The sequence below is a fragment of the Paracoccus sp. IB05 genome (assembly GCF_016405985.1).
Classification (GTDB): domain Bacteria; phylum Pseudomonadota; class Alphaproteobacteria; order Rhodobacterales; family Rhodobacteraceae; genus Pseudogemmobacter.
In genome coordinates this window covers 21,825-43,649 of the sequence record NZ_JAEFCF010000045.1, presented here as the reverse complement: position 1 = coordinate 43,649, position 21,825 = coordinate 21,825, and the positions used below count along the sequence as shown (strand labels likewise).

Genomic DNA, 21,825 nt, shown 5'->3' with positions numbered 1-21,825 from the left:
AGCATAGGGCAAAACGCCACCGTCGGCATCCTGTCCACATAATCGATGCCTCGAAGGAAATCCTGGCGGACTTCCGGCATCGCGCCCTGCGCCATCATGCGGAGGGCATATTCATGGCAGAGACGATCTTCGGCCCGACGATCACACTCTCGTCCGGGCGGGTTATCCCGACCCGGTGGGTCGGTGAGCAGCATGTCCGCGAGGATCTGCGGCATATCCCGAGTTTCGCCGACTGGGCTCGGGCGATCCAGCCCGCACCCTGGATGGGGCGGACGGTGCAGATCAAGGCGGAGGTGGAGCCAGCCCTTCCAGCCTCCGGTTCTAAGACGGACCCCATTTACGATGTTCTCGGGGTCTCGGCTGATGCGGGCAGGTTCACTGTGCTGCGTGCTGCCGCCCGGGCCATGCACCCTTCGATCCGACGGGATTCATCTTTGCGCCTCTCGCGACGCCGGTTCTATCGCCAGATGCTGGCAGCCCATGCGGCAGCAGGCGCCGGGAATAGTCAGGAGGCGGAGATTGGTCCCGACTGAGGGGTGAGGCAGAGGTCGGGTGGTTCAGCCGTGACGGGTTCAGGGCTGGAGAGAGAGGCTTTCCGGCGCCCGTCATGGAGTGCTCCCGATGACCTTTGCCCGCCCCGACAGCTTCCGTTCCATTGGCCAGATCGTTACGACCAAGGTACTGCCTGCGCTCCGGCAGGCGCAAAAGATGCCGCTGCGCATCTCCTGCCTTGGGCAGGCCAGCCATGATGATGGTGACGATGCCCAAAGTTTTGACCGGGTGATCCTGCTCGAAGAAACTTCGTCGCCCCAGGAGGCGATGCAGTTTGCAGCCCTGCACCTGTCGAGCGGCGACATCTGCACAGCGCCTGACGGCTTCCGGCAGTTCAACCCGCGCCTCATGCTGATCCAGGACCATGAGCACGGCCTGGTCCTCTCCGGCGAAATCCGCGCCGGTCTCATCCTCTGGCAGCCGCCAGTCGCTTCAGATTCCGAGGCCCGCCAGATCGTGACCGAGGCCAGCCGGTTGCGCGGCATGGCGTTCCGCGCCTCGGACCCGGTGGAGGCTTGCGTCCTGCGCCACCGCGCTGCGGTGCTGGAGGCGCGGCTGGTCGATCCTGCCTGGCGCGAGATTGCCGCCGATCTGCTGCGCCTGCCGCAGGCCGCCTGAGCATCACCCTGTTTCCCATCCCCCCGGCCCGGTCCAGCACCGGGCCTTATACTGTCTGGAGATCACCATGGCCGACTATTTCACCCATTTTTCCTGCTTGCTCGACATAGGCTCTTCCGAGAATGCTGTCCGCGCGCTGGAACTCTACACCGCGCTTTCCGACGAGAACGCGGCTGAGGACCCGCCTGCCAACGGGTTTCTGCTTTCGATCCAGCCGGAGCAGGGCGGCACCTGGCTCTGGATCCACGATGGCGGCAATGGCGACGCCGAGCACGTCCTCAAATTCGTGCTGCGCTGTGCGAAAGAGTTCGGCCTGACCGGTCTGTGGGGGATGCAATACGCCAATACCTGCTCCCGACCGAGGGTCGACGGGTTCGGCGGCGGCGCGCACGTCCTTGATCTTGCCACCGGTGAGACGGTGGACTGGATTTACACCGACGGCTGGCTGTCCACCGTGCTGGAGGGAGGCAATCCCTATGAGTGAGGTGATCGAGACCACCGTCTATCGCCTCGACGAATTGTCGGAGGCGGCGAGGGACAAGGCCCGCGCCTGGTATCGCGAGGGCGGATTTGACTATGGCTGGTATGACGCCGTCTATGAGGATTTCCAGCGCATCGCGGAAATCCTCGGCCTCGACTTCAAAACCCGGCCCGTTCGCCTCATGGGCGGCGGCACACGGCAGGATCCCTGCATCTGGTTCCGGGGTTTCTGGTCGCAAGGTGACGGAGCATGCTTTGAATCGTGGTATTCCTATCGGAAAGGAGCGCCCCGCCGGATCCGAGACTATGCGCCACAGGATGCGGAACTGCACCGCATCGCCGAGGCCCTGCAGGCGATCCAGCGGCGCAACTTCTATCAGCTTCGCGCCGAGGCCAGCCATCGCGGCCACTATTGTCACGAATACTGCATGGCGATCTCGGTCGAGCGAGACAGCCCCATATATCAGGACATGACTGCCGATGCCGAAGATGCCGTCATCGAAGCATTGCGTGATCTGGCCCGCTGGCTCTACCGCCAGCTGGAGCGCGAATACAACTACCTGTCCTCCGACGAGGCGGTCGATGACACCATCGCGGCCAATGAGTATACTTTCACGGAGGCCGGTCGCCGCTTCGGATGACGTTGGCACGTGTCCCTCGCTCGGTCGGGGCGCCTGGCGGCCATTCTATTCTGTCAGGTTGACTTCGGCTGACCGCCGGAACAATAAGTGAACATTGCAGCCGATCATAGGCTGAGAGTAGCGTTGGTTCATGTGATGTTCGTCGTCCCTTTCCGGGACTTCTCCCCTGGCCGCGCCCTGTTTCTGAAAGGACCGTTCGCATGCTCAAGGTGATTGCAGAGGATTTTATCAATCCTGATGCGCTGGAGATCGTGATGCCACTCTATCGTGAACTGGTGGAGGCGACCCGCCGGGAAGAGCGCTGCATAGCCTATGATCTCTTCATCGATCAGAAGGATCCTGGGCACTTTGTCTTCATTGAGGAGTGGCCAGATCGGGCTGCTCTTGACGCCCATTGCGCGTCGGAGCACTTCACGCGATTGGTACCGCTCATAAATGCCTATCAGAGACAGCCCGCGAAGTTCATTTTCATGGATGCGTTGCCCGGCTGAGCACACACTGCGGCAAGAGCGGGCTGCATTCTCACCAGGTGCCAGATCTTTCGACGGAGCATTCCCAAGTCACGGGCGGGTCCTCCCGTCCGGAATTGAGGAGCCAGTGGACTCTGCCGCTGCCATCCTGATCACCATGATAGGCTGAGATCGGTAGCATACCAGGACCGCTCATCAGGCCCTGCTCCTCTTCCCTGTCGAGCGTTGCTTTGGCCTGCGCCGCTCCGGCGGCCGATCAGGATCCGGTGTGGAATTGCACGGCCGTAGCTGCAGGTCGGTGGGGAAATGGCGCAAGCCTGTCCGTCAGCCGCTGGTGTGAGCATTGCCGGTCGTTGTCTGCCTGATCTTCCTGCTGGTTCCTTCAGGATCGCCGCTGTCTCCCTGTCTGTGGCGGCTCGCTCGCATGCGTCCTCTGTGATGGGCTGATCTGGCCGAAGAACAGCGCGCAGGCGCGCCTCAACGTCTCGGCGCAACAGCGTCGTGGGACTTTCTTCCCCTGCCGGCCCTGCCGTCATTCCTCGCGGGTCAAGAAAGCCCTGCCTGTGCTGTCAGGATCCCGTTCGGGACTGCGCCGGCCTTTGTCTCCGGCCTTTAGATCGCCATCGAGGCCGCACTGGAGCGGGCCCGAACACGAGAGAATGGAGACAGACAATGGCGACCATCGGCACCTTCAAGAAGACCGGCAACGAATACTCCGGCGAAATCGTCACCCTGAGCGTGCAGGCCAAGGGCGTGCGCATCGTCCCCGACCTGCGGTCCACGGGCGAGAACGCGCCCTCGCACCGGATCCTGGTCGGCCGCGCGGAGATCGGCGCCGCCTGGACGAAGCGCTCGAACGAGGGGCGGGAGTATCTGGGCCTGAAGCTGGACGATCCGAGCTTCAGCCACCCGATCTTCGCCAACCTCTTCGATGACGAGGACGGCGAAAGCTACAGCCTGATCTGGTCGCGGCCCAACAGCCGCCGGGGGGACTAACCCCCCAACCAGGGCCCCGGTCGAAGGACCGGGGCCTTTAAGATCTTCCCGGTTGGACCGGCAGTTTTGCGGGACGAAGCCTCCATTCGCTGCAAGACATCCTTTTCGCAAGCTCCACACCACCTGAGACAAGATCTTCGACATGAAAATCGCTGCAGGTTATCGAAGCTGCGCAATGTTGACTTTTAATTAGGCGACATATTATATGCCGCCGCATGACGACACTGGAACAAAAACATCTCGCATTGCTCAATGAGGCACAGCGCCGTGGACAGTCGGCCACGGACAACATGCGTCTCTGTTTCGAGGTCTTGGCGCTGGCCTCGGGCATTGACCGGGCTTGCGCGTCGCGCCTCGCGCCGCATCGCCTGTCTGAAGGAAAATTCGTGCTGCTGTTCCTGCTGCGCGATCTGCCGGAAGGGCTGGCCCCGCACGAGCTGGCCGAACGCGCCGGCGTCACGCGCGCCACGATTACCGGCCTTCTCGACGGATTGGAGCGCGACGGCTTTCTTGTCCGGCATGGAGACAAGGAAGATCGACGCAAGGTGTCGGTGCGCCTCACCGCCAAGGGGCAGGCGGTGGCACTCGATCTGTTCAACGAACATAGCCAATGGATTGCCTCGCTTTTCGCGGGCTTCGACCAGCACGAGCGCGAAGCCCTTAGCGGCCTCCTGCGGCATGTCTGGCGCAATTTGGCAATTCCGGCGAAGGACAGCGCGGCCGTTGCTGCTGGCGATCCCCGGTGAATGCTGGTCGGTCGGGAAAACGTGTGATGGATATTGAGCCTGCCCGTCTCGGCCAGCTCAATGCCGGCGTTACCGAGGCCGCCACGCTGACCGAGTGCCTGGCCGTGGATTTTGCGGTGCTAATGCGCGCCGCCCTGCCTGAAATCGCAGCAGATGCCATAGCAGCGATGCAGAAAGCGGCAGGCGAGGGCATTTCGCGGCGCATGGCATTGGCTGGGCGCCTGATCCATGAACGGCGTGGCATGATCGCCGTGGAAGAACTCCGCCGCCATGTATCCGACACGGTGCGCGGGTGGGCTTGCTTCACTATCGGCGCGGCCGAGGACATGCCCCTTCCCGCCCGGCTCGCTGCAATCAAGCCCTTTGCGGACGATCACCATTTCGGGGTGCGGGAATGGTCATGGATGGTCGTTCGCCCGCATATCGCCGCCGATCTCGACAACGCGATTTCGCTGCTCGCCGCTTGGACGGGCGAACCGTCCGAACGCCTGCGGCGCTTCGCCAGCGAAGCAACCCGGCCGCGCGGCGTATGGTGCGCCCATCTCGGCGCGCTGCGGCAATCTCCCGAAAAGGCACTGCCGATCCTCGAACCGCTCCGCGCCGATCCCGCCCCCTATGTGCAGGACTCCGTTGGCAACTGGCTGAACGATGCCAGCAAGGACCGGCCCGATTGGGTGCGCTCGCTCTGCGCCCAATGGTCAGCGGAAAGCGCCATCCCCTCAACCACCCGAATCTGCAAGCGCGCCCTGCGCTCCATCGACCGCAAGGGCTGACATACGAAAGGACCACCTCTATGGCGCACTATCTCGCTGAACTCTATTCCCCTAAAACCGCATGGTTGGCGCTCGACCAGAACGGCCGTCAAGAGTTTTTCAAGGCCGTTGGATCTGGCATGGGCTCGCTATCGGCCCTCGGCGTGGAAGCGATTGCCCTGGGTGAAACGAACGCCGCGACCCTTCATGCCCCGTCGCAAAAGTTCTTTGCGATCTGGCGTGCGCCCGACGCGGCAGCAATGAACGCCCTGGTGTCGGGCATCGCCGCTTCGGGGTGGCATGACTATTTCGACACGATCAACGCGACCGGCTCCGGCGTCGATCTGAACGGCCACCTCGCGCAGCTCGCGGCGCTCTAACCGTCGCAAAATTCCCGAAACTTGCGACAATTTACTCTGCTGCGCGGTCCTTTGGAACCATGTCTGTCAGAGCTTCCAGATCGCCGAGGGCCAGTGACAGTAACAGGCTCAAACTGAACCGGGCGTCTCCCGGCAAGGCCGGGACCGGGCTCAGGTCCTTGCGGACGGGAGCCGGTGATGCCGTCTCCCCCCATGCGGGCAATGATCCCTGACGCAAGGTCAGGCCGGTCCGAAACCGAACCGGATAATCTGCCCGGCTGTGCTGGATCGATCTGGAGAGACAGAGAGCGGCCGGGACGGGGGTGGTTCCCGGCAGGTGAGAGAGAGCGCTGGCGGGGCCATCCCGCTGTTCTGCTCTCCTGAGGTTCTCCCCGATGAACGATCTGTCTCCCGCGACCATGGCGCAAGCGCCGGTCGCGCCCAAAGCGCCTGCCTTTGGCTCCGGCGCGGCCGCGATCCTTGCCGCGGCCCAGGCATTGCTGCCGCGTCTCGAACGCGGCCAGCCTGTCGATGCTGGCATCTTGCGCGACGCGATGCAAAAGGCCTTCGGCACATCCGACGCCAGCGGTGCCTGGGACTGGAAGACGGCCTATGAGGCCTGCGAGGTCGCCACGGTTCTCTTCCTGCGAAAATACGGCCGGGCGATCTTCCGCAAAGCCGCCACGCCGGGTTCCCGACTTGCAGCACTCTCGAAGATCTCAGGCCTGTTGCCGAGCCACACCCGCCGCTCCGAGGAAAGCCAGGCGCTGCAACAATTCAGCACGCCGCTGCCCCTCGGCCTTGCCGCTCTGACCGCAGCAGCGATCACACCGGTTGATGTCGTTCTGGAACCCTCGGCAGGCACAGGCCTTCTGGCGATCCTCGCAGAGATTTCTGGCGGCAGTCTCGCTTTGAACGAATTGGCCGAAACCCGCGGCGATCTGCTCTCGCTCCTCTTCCCGGCCCTTTCCGTCACCCGTTTCGATGCGGCCCAGGTCCACGACCATCTCGATGCTGAGATCGTGCCTTCGGTGGTACTGATGAACCCGCCTTTCTCCGCGCTGGCCAACGTCACTGGCAGGGTTTCCGATGCCGCTTTCCGCCATATCGCCTCGGCATTGGCCCGCCTTGCTCCTGGCGGGCGTCTGGCTACCATCACCGGTGCGGGCTTTGGCCCCGAAGCCCCCGCTTGGCGGGAAGCCTTCATCCGTATGCAGGAGAGCGGCCGCGTGGTCTTCACCGCCGCCATCAATGGAGCGGTCTATGCAAAACACGGCACGAGTTTCGACACGCGCCTTACGGTGATCGACAAGGTTCCTGCCGAGAACCCTTCGTCCTTCCCGGCCTCTTCCGGCATGGCCCCCGATGTTGCCACTCTGCTCGACTGGATCGCGACGCAGGTGCCGTCCCGTCCGCCGGTCGATCTCCCGAAGCCTGCGGCGCTGGCTGCACCGGCAGCCGCCAGATCGGTTCGATCCCATCTCGCTCGAGCGCGTTCTTCGCAACCTCTCCCGATCATTCATGTCAGCCCGAATGCCGTTGAGCTGACCTATGAGACGATCGACTGGACCCCGCCCGAAGCCGCGCGGCTCTCGGACGCGATCTACGAGGAATACACGCTGCAATCGATTCGGATTCCCGGCGCGGCCCCGCATCCGACGAAGCTGGTGCAATCCGCCGCCATGGCCTCGGTCGCGCCGCCACGTCCCTCCTACTGGCCACTGCTGCCCGCTGACATTTGCACCCGCCTGTCCGACGCCCAACTGGAAACCCTGATCTATGCCGGTGAGGCCCATTCCGATCATCTTGCAGGATCCTGGACCCTCGACGAGACCCTGGACAAGGTCAGCGCCGCACCGGCCGGTGCCGCAGGTGCCGTGCGGTTCCGGCGCGGCTTCATGCTTGGCGATGGTACCGGTGCGGGCAAGGGGCGGCAATCGGCGGGGATCATCCTCGACAACTGGCTGCGCGGGCGGCGCAAGGCGGTCTGGATCTCCAAATCCGACAAGCTGATCGAGGATGCGCAGCGCGACTGGTCCGCGCTTGGGCAGGAGAAACTGCTGATCACGCCACTGTCGCGTTTCGCGCAAGGCAAGGCCATCACGCTCTCGGAAGGGATCCTGTTCACCACCTATGCCACGCTGCGCTCCGATGAGCGCGGCGAGAAGGCATCGCGGGTGCGGCAGATCACTGACTGGCTCGGATCGGATTTCGACGGGGTCATCATCTTCGACGAGAGCCACGCGATGCAGAATGCCGCTGGCGGCAAGGGCGAGCGCGGTGATGTCGTGGCCTCGCAACAGGGCCGGGCGGGTCTGCGGCTTCAGCACGCCCTGCCCGATGCCCGGGTGGTCTATGTCTCGGCCACCGGGGCCACGACCGTCCACAATCTCGCCTATGCACAACGCCTCGGCCTCTGGGGCGGCGAGGATTTCCCCTTCGCCACTCGGGCCGAGTTCGTCGAAGCGATCGAGGCCGGGGGCGTCGCAGCCATGGAGGTGCTGGCGCGGGATCTGCGCTCGCTCGGCCTCTATACCGCGCGGTCCCTGTCCTATGATGGCGTCGAATACGAGCTGATCGAGCATCAGCTGACCGATGAGCAGCGCCGGATCTACGATTCCTATGCCGGGGCCTTCGCCGTCATCCACAACAACCTTGATGCGGCGATGGAGGCCGCAAACATCACCGGCTCGGACGGCACGCTGAACCGCCAGGCCAAATCCGCTGCCCGATCCGCCTTCGAGAGCACGAAGCAGCGCTTTTTTGGCCATCTGTTGACCTCAATGAAGACGCCGACGCTCTTGCGTTCGATCTCGGCGGATCTGGCGGCGGGCCACGCGGCTGTCATCCAGATTGTCTCGACCGGCGAGGCGCTGATGGATAGGCGGCTGGCCGAGATCCCGACCGAGGACTGGAATGACCTGAATACCGACCTCTCGCCGCGCGAGTATGTCATGAGCTACCTGCAGCATTCCTTCCCGGTGCAGCTCTACGAGCCGTTCAGCGATGGCGAGGGAAATATCAGCTCGCGTCCGGTGTTCCGGGATGGCCAGCCCGTCGAAAGCCGCGAGGCCGTTTCCCGGCGCGATGCGATGATCGAGCATCTGGCCGGCCTGCCGCCGGTGCCGGGCGCGCTCGACCAGATCGTGCAGCATTTCGGGACCGAGAAGGTGGCAGAGGTCACGGGGCGCTCGCGGCGGATCGTCCGTAAGGGCGAAGGTCCGGCGGCACGGTTGGCAGTCGAGAACCGCGCCGCTTCGGCCAATCTGGCGGAGACCTCGGCTTTCATGGATGACCAGAAGCGTATCCTGGTCTTCTCGGATGCAGGTGGCACCGGGCGCAGCTACCACGCCGAGCTTTCCGCGCGAAACCAGCGGCTGCGGGTGCACTATCTGCTGGAGCCGGGTTGGAAGGCCGATGCCGCCATTCAGGGTCTGGGGCGCACCAACCGCACCAATCAAGCGCAGCCGCCCCTGTTCCGGCCAATCGCCACGGATGTGAAGGCGGAGAAACGGTTTCTCAGCACGATCGCGCGGCGCCTCGACACACTCGGCGCGATCACCCGCGGCCAGCGCCAGACTGGCGGGCAGGGGCTGTTCCGGCCGGAGGACAATCTCGAAAGCCCCTATGCTCGTGCCGCTTTGCGCCAGCTCTATCTTCTCCTTGTGCGGGGCAAAGTGGAGGGCTGCTCGCTGGAACGGTTCGAGGCCGCCACCGGGCTGAAGCTGATGGACAGCAATGGCATGAAGGATGAGTTGCCGCCGATCACCACCTTCCTCAACCGCCTGTTGGCGCTGACCATCGAGTTGCAGGGCGTGCTCTTCACGGCCTTTGAGCAGCTGCTGGAGGCGAAGGTCGAGGGTGCGATAGCCGCCGGCATCTATGATCTGGGCCTTGAGACGTTGAAGGCCGAGAGCTTCACCGTCACTGACCGGCAGGTGATCTATACCCATCCCGGCACCGGGGCGGAGACCCGGCTTCTGACCATCACCGAACGGCGGCGCAACAAGCCGCTTCTCCTTGATGCCGCACTGGAAGAACTGGATGATCCGCGCGCGGTACTGCTGATAAACAGCCGCTCAAACCGGGCGGCGGTGCAGGTGCCGACCACTTCGATCATGCTTGACGATGGCGAGATCGAACGGCGTGTGCGCTTGATCCGACCGATGGAAGCCTTCAGCATGTCAGTCAGGATGATGAGTGACACCCTTTGGGTTGAGACCGACAGGAAGACCTTCGCGGCCGCATGGCGGGCCGAGGTCGCTGATGTGCCGGAGTTTTCCGACGCAACTCTGCATGTGGTATCGGGCCTGCTTTTGCCGGTCTGGAAGCGCTTGCCGCCGGATGAGACCCGCGTCTACCGCCTCCAGACGGATGCGGGCGAACGTATCATCGGTCGCCGGGTCTCGCCTGCATGGGCGTCCAATGCCACGACCAGTGTCGCGGTGAGCCTGACCCCGGATCAGGCCTATGCTGCACTTCTCGACGGTCGCACGATCCTCGATCTGGAGGAGGGGCTGCAATTGCGCCGCTCAAAAGTCATGGGCGCGAACCGGATCGAACTGACCGGGTTCACCGAGGTGATGCGCGACCGACTGCGGGCCTGGGGCCTCTTTAGCGAGATTATCTCCTGGAAGCTTCGCTTCTTCGTGCCCGTTGGGGAACACGGCACCGCGATCCTCGGTAAGCTGCTCGCGATCTATCCGATCAGCCGTATCACCGAGCGCGAGGCGGCGTGATGGCCCGCATCGATGCCGCCGATCTGTCGCAGCGTCTCGGCCAACAGGCCGAGGCGGTGTGCCGGTACTATCTCTCGAACGGCCGCAAAGAGGGCAACTACTGGCAGGTCGGCGATGTGCGCAACGCGCCTGGGCGGTCGATGTTCGTCCGCCTTACCGGTCCAGCATCCGGCAAGGGCGCAGCGGGTAAGTGGACCGATGGCCAGAATGGCGAACACGGCGATCTGCTCGACGTTATTCGCGAAAGCCTCGGGCTCGCCGATTTCACCGCAGCCGCTAAGGAAGCTCGGCGGTTCCTTAGCCTGCCGCAACTGGAACCGGCACCAGAGGGGAAGACGCGCAGATCGGCACCATCCCCTTCAGGATCATCTGAACCGGCAGAACGTCTCTGGCGCATGTCCGGTCCCATTCGGGGCTCACTCGCCGGCACCTATCTGCGGACCCGTGGCCTGACCGATTTGCGCGGCACTGATAGTCTCCGCTTTCACCCTGACTGCTATTATCGTCCGGAGGGCGAAGGTCCGACCGAGACCTGGCCCGCACTGATCGCGAAAGTCACCGACCTCGACGGCAAACTCACCGGCGTCCACCGTACCTGGCTCGCCCGCGATGGCAGCGGGAAAGCGCCTCTCGACCCAGCCCGCAAGGCGATGGGGGATCTGCTCGGCCACGCGGTCCGATTTGGTCGCGCGCAGGATATCATGGCGGCAGGGGAGGGCATCGAGACTGTAATCTCGCTCCGCCAGATCATGCCAACGATGCCGATGGTCTCGGCGCTGTCGGCCGCACATCTCGCAGCCATCCTGTTCCCGTCGGGTCTGCGCAGGCTCTATATCATCCGCGACAATGATCCGGCCGGTGAAGGGGCGCGGGACAGCCTGATCGCCCGGGCACATGAGATCGGCATCGAGGCCATCACGCTCTCGCCCATGTTGGGGGATTTCAACGACGATCTCATGGGGCCGGGTCTGGAGGCGCTTCGGGCGCAGGTCCGGGGGCAACTCGCCCCTGAAGACGTCAGCCGCTTCATGACACTTCGCTGATCCGCCGGGAGTGGGGAGGGTGATCGGGCGGTCTGGCGCCTGCCCGGGCAATCAGGGGAGGCAACCCCTTCGGCAAGAGGACCGCGCCTTGGCCTTCTCAGAGGGCGAGCGGCCCACAAACGCTCCAGCCCGGCAATGGCGGCGCCCGACTGATTTCCGTCGGCGAGAAAACCACCCCACGCGACAGGTCGCGTGGGGGCCCCGTCTTCCCCGCCTTTACATCGCGAGGCAAATCAGCCGGGCTTTGCCATCAAGGCCCGCGAAGGCGCGGGCTGCCCGGCCGGAGCGCCCGTGGGCTTGTCGTCGCCAGAAGGCCGCGACGGTCGCGGTCCAAGCCGAAGGATGCATCCCATGTATGCCCAGGATCAGTTCGAACCCGATCACACCATCTCCCCGACCGGCCATATCATCGAAGACATGCAACTCTATGGCTACCGTCCTGCCGAGGGCGAGGCAGATCCCCGGCCCACACCCGAAGACCAGGCCATCCAGACCGCGGTCTCTGACATCTTCGACGCTCTCATTTCCACCATGGCTGATACCAACCTCGACTTCGACCTCGACGAAATCCTCTGGTCGACCGTCAACACGTTCCACCGCGCTGCGGAACGGATCGAGCGCAAGCTCGATGACAACGAGCAGGCGCAGAAACGCCTCCAGCGGGAACAGGATGGCAGCGAGGTGAAATCCGTCCAACTCGAGAGCCTGATCGGCATCGGTGGCAACCTGATCGAGCGTCGCGAAAGCCTGGAACTCTTCCGCGAAACCGCCGCCGACATCTTCCTGCGCGTGACCGGCACCCATTGGGCACCGCGTTCGGGCTCACGCACCAACCATCGCCATCTGACGGCAGCCATGATCGACAGCCGCGACTTTCTCGCCGCCAAGAAGATCGCCGAGACCGAAATGCTGGTGCCGCCGGGGCCGAAAGTTGCCTTCTCGGGCGGCGACACTACCGATCACCGCACGATCTGGGATCGTCTCGATCAGATCCACGCCAAGCATCCGGACATGGTGCTGATGCATGGCGGCAGCCCGAAGGGGGCCGAGCGCATTGCCGCCACCTGGGCCAGCAACCGCAAGGTGCCGCAGGTCGCTTTCAAGCCCGATTGGACCAAACACGCCAAGGCCGCACCCTTCAAGCGCAATGACCAGATGCTCGACTGCCTGCCGATCGGTGTCATCATCTTCCCCGGCACCGGCATCCAGGAAAACCTGGCCGACAAAGCTCGCAAGATGGGTATCCCCGTCTACCGCATGGCGAGGGGCGGCGCGTAAGCGTCGCCAATCCACTTGACGCACCCTGCCGTGATTGCCCTTGGCTCGTCCCCAGCTTGTGAACGGGGTAAGAGTTGGTTGCCTCTTGACTAACCCGGGTAGCGTCTTTGACCATTGGCCATGGACAGGATCGATTTGCTGCGTATTTTCGTGCGGGTTCTGGAGACCCGGAGCTTTTCCCGAGCTGCTGCTGATTTGGATATTTCCCGGTCCGTGGTCTCGGCGGCGATCCAGGATCTTGAGATGCGCTTTGGCGCTAGGATGTTTCATCGTAGTACGCGAAGTGTACGAGCTACGCATGATGGCGAAGCGTTATATGTGTGTGCCCGGCATTTGATCAACGATATGGAAGAGGTAGAGGCCTTATTTCGCGGCAAGCAAAGCAATGTGACAGGCAGGGTACGAATTGATGCGCCGGCGCGCGTTAGCAGCACGATACTCGCCCCGGCACTGCCGACGCTAATTGGTGCCTATCCTGAATTGCATATTGAACTCGGCGGTAGCGACAGGTTGCTAGACCTTGTTGCCGAGGGGGTGGACATCTCTGTGAGGTTCGGGCTTCTTGCTGACAGTGATCTGGTAGCAAGGCGTGTTGGTGATGTCCGCCTCGTGACTGTAGCCAGTCCGAGCTACCTGAAGCGATACGGAATACCTACCGACATGCGACAGCTCGCCGGTCATGTCGAAGTTGGTTTGATATCTCCTTCCACCGGTCGTCCTCTGGACTGGGGGTCTTTGGATGGCACAAACTTGATCTCACCACCTCTCAGGTCACGTGTGAGCGTGAACAGTGCGGATTCTCTGCTTGCTTGTGCGCTCGCCGGCGTCGGTATTGTCCGCGCTCCAGCCTACGAGGTTTCCGGGTTTATAAACCGTGGTGAACTTGTCGAGATTTTGAGCGACTTTTCTGCGCCGTCTATCCCGGTTTCGCTAGTATGGCCTCATAGGCGACAGATGCCCTACCGCGTTCGCGTCGTTTCCGATTGGGTCGGTCAATTAATTTCTGAAGCTCTTGGCCTTGCGCGTTTTACTAAGTCTGGCTCAGATTTGGCTATTTTCACTCGATAGTTGGGCGCGCGAAGAGACGCCGGCATGGGACGTTATAACCCAGGCGTCGCTGAAGGGGCAAACGGGTACTGCAAGCAGCACGCGACTTCAGCTCGGCTTGTTCATGAATAGCCCACTACGCGGTAGCTCCTTAGTTGTATGACCCGCGGAGTCTGCGTGCTGCGTTGCTCGATGCTATTAGACATCAGATGTCGGGAACCCCGAACAATCGATGCCGATCTGACGTACGAACAGCCTGTGAAAAAAGTGATGCGCTGCATCCCACGTCTGCAGCGGCGTCAGCGCTTCTCAACAAGAGGTTCTTGCAATGCGTTAGGGCAGGGTTTGTCCAGCCAAGCTGGCATGTGCTCGCCGGTGTTCCACTTGTACAGAAAGCCCACTAAGCGCTGCGTCTTTCTATCTCTAAGCTTTGCCACTGGATGCGCGCATAGCTTAGCTTCGCGTGGTTCATATTTGGGCGTTTGAGGGGCAGGCTCATGTTCGTGGCGCATCTTACTCATAACCATATCTAAGTAAAGAGAGAGTGGCGAATGTCCCTGAGTTTGGCGCTTTGCATCAAGGGGGGTTCGTCACCCGAGAGTTGAAACGGAACAAGCTTGATCACAACCTGTCACAACGGGTGCGACTTCTCCATGCGGATACCCGTTGGGGTAAGGTGGCAGGTTGTATTCCCACACCTGCGGGAGGGGGAAATGGTTTGGAAACTCATGACGGAAATGCCGGCGCTGGACGCGCGGTTGCGCCAGATCGGGACCAGCGGCTACTCACTTGTTATTCATCTGAGGGGATTGGCGCCGGAGTACTATGTCTCCACCTTCCCTGAGCCGTGGCTAATCCAATACCGGGACGGACAATTTGCCCTGCTTGATCCGGTCAACCACTGGGCGCGGACCAACACCGGCAGGATGCGCTGGAGTGATCTGGAACCGTCGTCCATCACGGCAGCCGGGGCGCAGGTGATGGAGAGCGCGAAACGGCACGGCCTGTGTTACGGTGGCGGGGCCTCGCGGCATGATCCGGGGCGACCTGCGCTGCTGAGCTTTCTCTTCTGCGCCCGCGAAGACCGGGAGCTGACCGACAGCGAGTTGGAGGGGGTTGAGCATATCCTCGGGCATATCCTCACCCGGATCGGGGCAAACCGGGAACTGTCGGGGAGCGAGCTCGACATGATCGATGACATGGCGCTCGGCCTCTCCTACAAGCAGATTGCGCGCAAACGCGGGATCAGCCCCGAGACCGTCAAGAAGCGGCTGGAACGGGCGCGCATGATCCTTGGGGCGAAGAACTCGGTCCATGCTGTGGCGATTGCCACCCGCCGCGGCTTGATCCTGAACCGGCCTGATCGGGGACCGAAAGGTCGGCGATCCCGGGATTGAAAGCGGGTTCAGCCGGCAGAAGGATGGTCATCCTGCAGCGTGTCCAGGAGCGCGTCGATCTCCTCCCATATCAAGGGTTCCAACTGGCCACGGACCAGAGACCAGCGGCTGCAGACGCCAAGCGGGTCCTGTGTCGCCTGAAGACGGTCGAATACGGCAGCGGGGACAGCCACGCTGGTCCTGGCAGTCCAACTGGTATCGCCCGCACGCTTGTGCGGGGCAGGCGGCATATAAGTCGGGCAGAGGGTCCACCGCTTCACGGCCCTGCGCAGGGCAGCACGAATGACCTGCGCCGGTGCGATCCCGCAGGCTGACAGCGCCGCTGCCTGACGGTCGAGGGCGGTGGCGCGCACGTCGATCTGGATTGAAGATGCCATCCGATCCGGCTGGGCAACGGGATCCGGCCCGATGGTCCGCCCTGCGTCCGGCATTTGCTCAGCGGTATCAACGCTTATTGGGCTTTCGGGCAGGCTGCTTGCGGAATCCGGGCGCGGGCCATGCGGGGACAGGCTGGCCGAATAGTCCGGGTCAGGTCGTGTAACGAGGGGAATGCGTTTGCGCACCATGGTTGCCTTACCCCGCGAGAATGTCGTTGAGGATATCGACCGCCTCTTCCAGCGCTTCGACAATCGGTCGGACATGCGGTTTCATCAGCGGGTTAGGGTCGTTCTGCCGTTCCAGCGCGATGGCGTGCAGCAGGCCCAGTTGGTCCATGTCTTTGTAGGCCTTGCGACGCATCATCACGGTCTCGATGACGGGGAAGCGGCTGACCGCCCGCGCGATCAACTCGGCATCGGCCTTGGTCGGTCTGGGATCGACCATGTTCAGCACAACGTGATGGCGGGGCAGGGCGCTTGGGTCGTCGACGCGGTTGCGGAGGTTTTCGAACCAGGTCGCCGTCTGCTCGCCGACATCGAGATCTGTTGTCGAGAGCATGACCGGCGTGACCAGATGATCCGCCAGCACTGCGACGCCGTCCGACCATTCCGCGCCAACACCGGCCGTGTCGACGAAGATGAGATCCGCAAGGTTATGCTCATAGGCGTGATCGATGGCGCGGCCTATGGTCTCGACACTCTCAGCCCTGACCAGGGTCAGCAAGGGCGATCCATAGCCACTGGCTACCGCACGCTTGTACCAGGACGCGAAGGCGCCAGTACTGTCGCTGTCGATCAGGGTGACACGGCGACCCGCTGCAGCAGCAGCGCTGACGAGTGCCCGGCTCAGGGTCGTCTTGCCTGACCCACCTTTGCGGGCCATGGTCGCGATCACACGCAGAGAGTCACTCGCCATGGCACACCAACATAAATACTGAATCGACACGATACAATATTATTGACTAGGCAGCATTTCATGCCGGGTCAAGCAGAATGCAGACCGCATAGCGCAATTACCAGATCGCAGAGAACGTGGCGCACTCTCCAGAAATCAGAGCGCGTCACGCAGATGGCGGATAGCAGCTCCCATTCCCCTACCGGCACTTTCCATTGTGCAGAATGCAGGACGCAGGGGGCGTGATGCAGGGTCCAGAGCGCATATCCCGTATTGCAGATGACGTGGCGCAGACCGCAGAAAACGTACCGCAAACGGCAGAGGACGGGGCGCACGTTCCAGAAGACGGGATGCAGATCGCATAGGACGTGACGCATTGTGCAGACACCGTGAATCCGCCCCTCGGGGGCGGTTTTTCATAATGAGTACAGGCCCGTAGGCCCGACTCCGCTTGTGCTGGGAGTCGGCGGGCCTGTACGATTCTGGCAAGAAATAGGAGCGTTTTCTTTACAATGGCCAAGGCCCGTCGACTGACCGAGGAGGAGCGTCTGCGCATCGCCAAAGAGCGGTCGGAAGGCGTGTCTGCGAGGGAGTTGGCATCGCGCTACGGCGTCAGCGTCGTGTCGGTCTACAATGCGGTGAACCATGCCAGCGGTCGCCGTATCTCGAACGGAAGTCGGACCCGCGTGCTGAACCTGCGGGTCAGCGAAGCCGAGCTGAGGGCTTTCGACGCCAGCCTGTCACGACGCGGGATCACTCACCGCACCGATGCGCTGAGACGTTTCGTGATGGCTGCAGATGATCTCCTGGCCCCGGACGAATACATGACAGAAGAGCTGCGCGGCCTTGGCGCGGCGCTGAACCGGGTCGGCAACAACATCAACCAGATTGCCCGCCGCCTGAATGAGGGCCGGGTCAGGGGTGAGGTGGCGAAGCTTTCGGTGCCTGAGCAGGCGGAGATCCGGGCGCTGGCAGGTCTGGTCTTCGATATGTCCGACCAGATTCAAGAGCTGGCGCGCAACCGCCGCCGCGCGTTGGAACTGGAGGTCAGCCAGGCGTTGGCGCCCCTGGTGGCGGAGGTGCGCGATGGCCCGCGCTGACGCCGTCCGGGCGATCAATCCTGCGCTCTTCGATCGAGGCTGGAGCAAGGTCTCAGGCTCTGCCTCGGGCGGGTTTGGCAAACGCGCGCAGATGGTGCGGGCCGCGCGCGGCCATTCGCCGGCGATCTTCAAGCCGATCCGCCAGGGCGGCTGCCATACCGGGGCACAGCTACGCGCCCAGCTCTCCTACCTCACCACCAAGTCGAGCTTCATCCTAGATTCCCGAGGCACCCATGATGGCAAGAAAGTGCTCTCGCCCGGCGAGATCGAACGGGTGGCGCGGCGCTTCGAGAACCAGTGGAACGAGCGCCACGCGCCGAAGCTGGGCCATACCTCGCATCTCCTGATGGCCTTTCCCATCGGCACCCGCAGAACCGAGGTGCGCGAGATCACCCGCGAAATCTGCGAGCGCTTCTTTGAGAGCGATGGTGCCCGCTTCGACTACATCGCTGCAATCCATGAGGACCGCGCCCATCCCCATGCCCATATCGTGCTGAACCGTCGCAGCAAGGACGGGGAGATGTTCTTCCTCGGGAAGGACCATCACTTCAGCTATGACGCCTTCCGCGAGGCCATGGTCGAGGCGGCCGAGCGCCACGGGCTGCGGCTCGAGGCGACACGGCGGCTGGACCGGGGCGTGCTGACCCGCGCGGCCAACGAGACGGAGATCCGCAAGGCCGAGGCAGAGGGTAGGGTGGCGGCTGAACGCCCGCGCACCGGCCCTGACCTTGACCGCGCCCTGGCCGAGGTCGCGCGCAATGCCGCGATTTATCGAGGTCTCGCGGCCGAGGCCTCGCGTTCGAACTTCCATGATGTAGCGGAAGCCCTGACCCGGGCAGGGGATCTGTTGGCCCGGGGCGCAAGTATCCAGTCAGACGGAGTGTTGTATATGAGTGAAGATGTTCATGACTTTGACGAGTTGATCGACCGGTTCACGCAGAATGTTCGGCAGATCGAGGATCTGATCGAGCGGGCTCCGGCAACCGAGCGCCCGGTGATCGAGCGAAAACTGACCGATGTGCTGCGCGAGGTCTCACACCTGCAGCCGCTCGGCGAGCGGTCCGACACTTTGCACGAACCCGCGTCCCGCGACGGGATCTATGCCGCCCCGAACCTTGTGGAGGCGCATCGGGATCAGTTGGACGACCCTGCTCTCAGAACCCGCATCACAGAGGCGGTGCAGGGCACCGGCATCGACAGCGATGCGGTTCTGGCCCGGATGCGCGAGGGTGCAGGCAATGCCGCGCTGGAACAGCAATGGCTCGCACAGGATTTGCGGGCAATTGCCGGAAAGGAAGGGTTGGACCTGCGCGATGAGGTACAGCGCGATCAGGCGATGGATCGGCTGGAGGCTGTCCATGGCAAGCTCGGAGATGTCCTGACCGAGGCGCGAGTGTTGAGGGCCGTCGAGCAGGTGGAGCGGGAAGAACCGGAAAGGGAGAATAGGGCGCGGGCCTCTGACCGTGCCGTGCACCGGGCAGAGGTGGATAATGCGGCGGGTGGGGGCCGCGAGCCCGACATCTACAGTCCGGCCGAGCGTCAGGAGTTCCGGGCGCTGGTCTATCAGTTCGAGCGGACTGACTTCAGCTATTCCTACTCCGATGATCCGCGGGCCCGTCGGGCTGGCGAGAAGGGCGTGGCCGAGGCTACGGTGGCCTTCGACCGCTTCGCTCAGCGCTCGCCCCAGCATGCGGAACTCGCAGCCATGGCGTGGGAGAAGGCGACCGATGTCATCCAGCCCCCGAAATCCGGAGTTAGGGAAGCGGACCGCGGCTTGCATATCGGCGACATGGAACTCGCGCTGCGCGATCCGTTCAGGGATATCGGCCCGATCACCGAAGAGGCCAGAACCCTGGCGCGTTACCGTGCCGAGATGCCGGCGGACGAGGTCCGCGCCGCAGTGCAGCGTGAGATCGACCACCTTTATGCTGAGGGAGCATCGCGTGACTATATCAGCGAACGCGCCGTCGAGAGCGAGGATCGCTTGCGCCAAGTCTACGCCGAGCGCCGCCATATGGCCGAATCCGCCCCGGAACTGATCGCGGTCCTGCGCGAGGCGGGGCAGGGCGAGGTCCGGCCCTTGTCAGAGGCAGGGCAGGCGCGGCTGGTCGAGCAGGTCAACGCCCGGCTGACCGATGCGGATATTCGCGCTCTGCGATCCGGAGATGCCGAGGCCCTCGAGGCGATCACCGACAATCCGCGCCAGCAGCTTGTACTGGCGAAGGTCTGGCTGGAGGCCAACAAGGTGCATGCCAGCGATCCGGCCATGGACAGAGTCTTGGACCGGATCGTGGAAGATCGCCATGGCGACGATCTACGGCACAACCAGACCGACGGCGAGAAAGGCATCCGCCATGGATAAGGGCAAGATGGCCTTCGCCGCCGCGACACTCACCCTGCTGGGCCTGATCATCGGCTATGTGCTGGCGACGCTCTACTTCGTCCTGCAATATGGCCACTCCACCCGCAGCCTCGACCTGACGCTGCTGGCCCGAAACTGGCTGGCCCTACGCAACACGGCCCCGCAGGATTTTCTCTGGGTCAATGGCATCATCGCCGGATCCGGCCTGCTGGCGCTTCTGCTCACCGCGACCATGCTGGGCGATGCGCTGACCCGGTTCGGACTGACCCATTGGCAAACTCGCTCAGAGATGAAGCGCAACGGCTTCTTCGCAAAACCCGGTGCCGGATTCCTTCTTGGCAAGATGGGCCCCCCGAAGTCGAAGAAGCCCTTCATTGTCTCAAAGACCTTTCCGCATGCGCTGGTCGTAGCCCCAACCGGGCGCGGCAAAGGCGTCGGCTTCGTGATCCCGAACCTGCTCACCTATCGCGGTTCCGCCGTGGTGCTCGACGTCAAGGGCGAGAACTTCCGCGAAACCGCGCGATTCCGCGCCTCCTTGGGCGACAAGGTTTTCCGCTTCGCTCCAACGGATTGGGAGCGCCCGACGCACCGCTACAATCCGCTGGCGAGGATTGCGGCGATGACCAACTCCGACCGGCAACAGATGGAGTTGAAGCTGACCGCGAAGCTCTTCCTCCAGACCGACAACGAGAAACTGAACGGTTTGCTTGCTGGCGGGATCGACCTATTTGTGGCCGCCGGGCTTCTGGCCTTCGAGCGCGGGATTCCGACCATCGGCGAGATCTACCGCATCACCGCCTCGGGAGGCGACAAGCAGAAGGAGTATCTCAAGCGCGCCCATGAGGTGAAGAGCCCCTCGGCTAGGCTGATCTTCGAGCGCATGGCTTCCACCAACAACGATACCCTCACCTCCTATCTCTCGCTCCTTATGACCTCGGGCCTGGATACCTGGGACAATCCGGCAATTGACCGGGCAACGGCGACATCGGATTTTTCCTTCCGGGATATCCGTCGTCAGCCGCACTCCATCTATCTAGCGGTGGAATCCGAGATGATCCGGCCCCTCGCGCCGCTCATCCGGCTGTTTTTTTCGGATTTGATCGCATCGCTTCAGGCGGCCGAGCCGAGGGAAGACGAACCCTGGCCAGTGATGATCATGCTCGATGAGTTCGACCGGCTCGGGAAGATGCCGATCGTGGCCGAAAGCATCAAGACGCTACGCTCCTTCGGCGGCAACCTCGCCATCGTTACCCAGACCATCCCGGCGCTGGACGAGATCTATGGTGAGAATACCCGCCGGTCCCTGCAGGGTGGGGCAGGGGTCAAACTCTACCTCACACCATCGGATCAGAAGACCATCGAGGAGTTGAGCCAGGCGGTGGGGAAAACAACGAAGCGTGTGGTGACGCGGTCCCGCTCTGTTGGGCGCAACCCGTTTGAAGGCCGCAGCGTGACGGAACGCACTGAGGAAACGCCTCTGTTGAACGAGGATGAGGCGCGGCGTCTTGACCTTGATGAAGTCATCCTCGTGGTCGATGCGCAAATGCCGATCCGGGCCCGGCGGATCAAGTATTACGAAGATCCTGTACTCCAACTGCCCCATAAAGGTCAGTGGGGTAGCTATCCGTATCCTGATGCTGAGAAGCTGCGGTACGATTCCCGGCTAAAGGAGGCAGAAGATGCTGTGGGACTCCTATCCCGAAGACTGGAAGCCGTAGGTCAAATGCGAGGCAATGATCTTCTCCCGACAGCAGGAGCTAATACCGTCTCGGATCCCAAATTGCGTGCACCTAGTCGACGTGACGCGATTGTACGAGCCCTGACGCCGATCCGCCTTGAGCCTTTGGCCTTCCGTCGGACTGATGACAGTAAACTTGCGGTCGAGAGAGCTGTCCTTAAAGCCGCAGATATTATCGCCAATCACGCAGGGATCACACCCTGAGGCGAGCATCCCATACGGGCACCACATGCAG

At 62.8% G+C, this 21,825-nt stretch carries 18 protein-coding genes and 1 pseudogene; 17 read left to right on the top strand and 2 right to left on the bottom strand.

All coding sequences use genetic code 11. From position 1 onward, the window contains the following. The 14 genes and pseudogenes from JC607_RS25580 to JC607_RS21660 all read left to right on the top strand — a co-directional run. Positions 1-308 (top strand): annotated as a pseudogene (locus JC607_RS25580) (hypothetical protein); the annotation flags it as partial. A 313-nt stretch (positions 309-621) separates the two neighbouring features. Continuing rightward, a complete protein-coding gene (locus tag JC607_RS21720; protein WP_174213002.1) occupies positions 622-1,170 on the top strand; it encodes a hypothetical protein in 549 nt (182 codons plus the stop codon). Positions 1,171-1,237: 67 nt separating this feature from the next. Continuing rightward, positions 1,238-1,654 (top strand): hypothetical protein, encoded by a 417-nt coding sequence (locus tag JC607_RS21715; protein WP_198838870.1) that lies wholly within the window; start codon positions 1,238-1,240, stop codon positions 1,652-1,654. Next, a complete protein-coding gene (locus JC607_RS21710; protein WP_174213248.1) occupies positions 1,647-2,291 on the top strand; it encodes an antitoxin of toxin-antitoxin stability system in 645 nt (214 codons plus the stop codon). The genes JC607_RS21715 and JC607_RS21710 overlap by 8 nt, the downstream gene beginning before the upstream one ends. A gap of 200 nt (positions 2,292-2,491) precedes the next feature. Then, the gene (locus JC607_RS21705) at positions 2,492-2,782 is read left to right on the top strand and encodes a putative quinol monooxygenase (RefSeq protein ID WP_174213249.1); all 291 of its coding nucleotides are present in this window, start codon (positions 2,492-2,494) and stop codon (positions 2,780-2,782) included. Positions 2,783-3,433: 651 nt separating this feature from the next. Then, entirely contained in the window at positions 3,434-3,757 is a 324-nt protein-coding gene (locus JC607_RS21700; protein ID WP_174213250.1) for a DUF736 domain-containing protein, read from the top strand. Positions 3,758-3,972: 215 nt separating this feature from the next. Then, complete coding sequence (locus JC607_RS21695; protein WP_174213251.1) at positions 3,973-4,503, top strand: MarR family winged helix-turn-helix transcriptional regulator; 531 nt, start codon at positions 3,973-3,975, stop codon at positions 4,501-4,503. A 26-nt stretch (positions 4,504-4,529) separates the two neighbouring features. Further along, entirely contained in the window at positions 4,530-5,276 is a 747-nt protein-coding gene (locus JC607_RS21690) for a DNA alkylation repair protein (protein WP_174213252.1), read from the top strand. 20 nt (positions 5,277-5,296) lie between these two features. Further along, positions 5,297-5,635: a DUF6616 family protein gene (locus JC607_RS21685; protein ID WP_174213253.1), complete on the top strand. Its 339-nt coding sequence runs from the start codon at positions 5,297-5,299 to the stop codon at positions 5,633-5,635. 374 nt (positions 5,636-6,009) lie between these two features. Continuing rightward, positions 6,010-10,353 (top strand): strawberry notch family protein, encoded by a 4,344-nt coding sequence (locus tag JC607_RS21680; RefSeq protein WP_174213254.1) that lies wholly within the window; start codon positions 6,010-6,012, stop codon positions 10,351-10,353. Then, a complete protein-coding gene (locus JC607_RS21675) occupies positions 10,353-11,396 on the top strand; it encodes a toprim domain-containing protein (protein ID WP_174213255.1) in 1,044 nt (347 codons plus the stop codon). Before JC607_RS21680 ends, JC607_RS21675 begins: the two co-directional genes overlap by 1 nt. A gap of 351 nt (positions 11,397-11,747) precedes the next feature. Further along, complete coding sequence (locus JC607_RS21670) at positions 11,748-12,674, top strand: DUF2493 domain-containing protein (RefSeq protein WP_174213256.1); 927 nt, start codon at positions 11,748-11,750, stop codon at positions 12,672-12,674. A 120-nt stretch (positions 12,675-12,794) separates the two neighbouring features. Beyond that, positions 12,795-13,742 (top strand): LysR family transcriptional regulator, encoded by a 948-nt coding sequence (locus JC607_RS21665; protein ID WP_174213257.1) that lies wholly within the window; start codon positions 12,795-12,797, stop codon positions 13,740-13,742. Positions 13,743-14,449: 707 nt separating this feature from the next. Continuing rightward, positions 14,450-15,118 (top strand): LuxR family transcriptional regulator, encoded by a 669-nt coding sequence (locus tag JC607_RS21660; protein ID WP_198838869.1) that lies wholly within the window; start codon positions 14,450-14,452, stop codon positions 15,116-15,118. 8 nt (positions 15,119-15,126) lie between these two features. Here JC607_RS21660 and JC607_RS21655 read toward each other — a convergent pair whose 3' ends face one another. Both JC607_RS21655 and JC607_RS21650 read right to left on the bottom strand, forming a co-directional pair. Beyond that, entirely contained in the window at positions 15,127-15,684 is a 558-nt protein-coding gene (locus JC607_RS21655; protein ID WP_174213259.1) for a hypothetical protein, read from the bottom strand. Between the two features lie 7 nt (positions 15,685-15,691). Further along, complete coding sequence (locus JC607_RS21650) at positions 15,692-16,411, bottom strand: AAA family ATPase (protein ID WP_174213260.1); 720 nt, start codon at positions 16,409-16,411, stop codon at positions 15,692-15,694. 491 nt (positions 16,412-16,902) lie between these two features. Between JC607_RS21650 and mobC the strand changes: the two genes are divergently transcribed. From mobC to JC607_RS21635, 3 genes are read left to right on the top strand one after another with little or no spacing between them, the layout of a single operon-like run. Then, entirely contained in the window at positions 16,903-17,490 is a 588-nt protein-coding gene (gene mobC, locus JC607_RS21645) for a plasmid mobilization relaxosome protein MobC (RefSeq protein ID WP_174213261.1), read from the top strand. Further along, the gene (locus tag JC607_RS21640) at positions 17,477-19,852 is read left to right on the top strand and encodes a relaxase/mobilization nuclease domain-containing protein (RefSeq protein ID WP_174213262.1); all 2,376 of its coding nucleotides are present in this window, start codon (positions 17,477-17,479) and stop codon (positions 19,850-19,852) included. Before mobC ends, JC607_RS21640 begins: the two co-directional genes overlap by 14 nt. After that, positions 19,845-21,794 (top strand): type IV secretory system conjugative DNA transfer family protein, encoded by a 1,950-nt coding sequence (locus JC607_RS21635; RefSeq protein WP_233093073.1) that lies wholly within the window; start codon positions 19,845-19,847, stop codon positions 21,792-21,794. Before JC607_RS21640 ends, JC607_RS21635 begins: the two co-directional genes overlap by 8 nt. Positions 21,795-21,825 lie beyond the last annotated feature (31 nt).

Excerpts from the sequence above, each read along its gene's own strand:
- JC607_RS21640 (WP_174213262.1), top strand. The coding sequence starts at position 17,477 with ATGGCCCGCGCTGACGCCGTCCGGGCGATCAATCCTGCGCTCTTCGAT.
- JC607_RS21680 (WP_174213254.1), top strand. The coding sequence starts at position 6,010 with ATGAACGATCTGTCTCCCGCGACCATGGCGCAAGCGCCGGTCGCGCCC.
- JC607_RS21720 (WP_174213002.1), top strand. The coding sequence starts at position 622 with ATGACCTTTGCCCGCCCCGACAGCTTCCGTTCCATTGGCCAGATCGTT.
- JC607_RS21670 (WP_174213256.1), top strand. The coding sequence starts at position 11,748 with ATGTATGCCCAGGATCAGTTCGAACCCGATCACACCATCTCCCCGACC.
- JC607_RS21650 (WP_174213260.1), bottom strand. The coding sequence starts at position 16,411 with ATGGCGAGTGACTCTCTGCGTGTGATCGCGACCATGGCCCGCAAAGGT.
- JC607_RS21690 (WP_174213252.1), top strand. The coding sequence starts at position 4,530 with ATGGATATTGAGCCTGCCCGTCTCGGCCAGCTCAATGCCGGCGTTACC.
- JC607_RS21665 (WP_174213257.1), top strand. The coding sequence starts at position 12,795 with ATGGACAGGATCGATTTGCTGCGTATTTTCGTGCGGGTTCTGGAGACC.
- JC607_RS21700 (WP_174213250.1), top strand. The coding sequence starts at position 3,434 with ATGGCGACCATCGGCACCTTCAAGAAGACCGGCAACGAATACTCCGGC.
- JC607_RS21710 (WP_174213248.1), top strand. The coding sequence starts at position 1,647 with ATGAGTGAGGTGATCGAGACCACCGTCTATCGCCTCGACGAATTGTCG.
- JC607_RS21685 (WP_174213253.1), top strand. The coding sequence starts at position 5,297 with ATGGCGCACTATCTCGCTGAACTCTATTCCCCTAAAACCGCATGGTTG.
- JC607_RS21660 (WP_198838869.1), top strand. The coding sequence starts at position 14,450 with ATGACGGAAATGCCGGCGCTGGACGCGCGGTTGCGCCAGATCGGGACC.
- JC607_RS21705 (WP_174213249.1), top strand. The coding sequence starts at position 2,492 with ATGCTCAAGGTGATTGCAGAGGATTTTATCAATCCTGATGCGCTGGAG.
- JC607_RS21715 (WP_198838870.1), top strand. The coding sequence starts at position 1,238 with ATGGCCGACTATTTCACCCATTTTTCCTGCTTGCTCGACATAGGCTCT.
- JC607_RS21655 (WP_174213259.1), bottom strand. The coding sequence starts at position 15,684 with ATGGTGCGCAAACGCATTCCCCTCGTTACACGACCTGACCCGGACTAT.
- JC607_RS21635 (WP_233093073.1), top strand. The coding sequence starts at position 19,845 with ATGGATAAGGGCAAGATGGCCTTCGCCGCCGCGACACTCACCCTGCTG.
- mobC (WP_174213261.1), top strand. The coding sequence starts at position 16,903 with ATGGCCAAGGCCCGTCGACTGACCGAGGAGGAGCGTCTGCGCATCGCC.
- JC607_RS21675 (WP_174213255.1), top strand. The coding sequence starts at position 10,353 with ATGGCCCGCATCGATGCCGCCGATCTGTCGCAGCGTCTCGGCCAACAG.
- JC607_RS21695 (WP_174213251.1), top strand. The coding sequence starts at position 3,973 with ATGACGACACTGGAACAAAAACATCTCGCATTGCTCAATGAGGCACAG.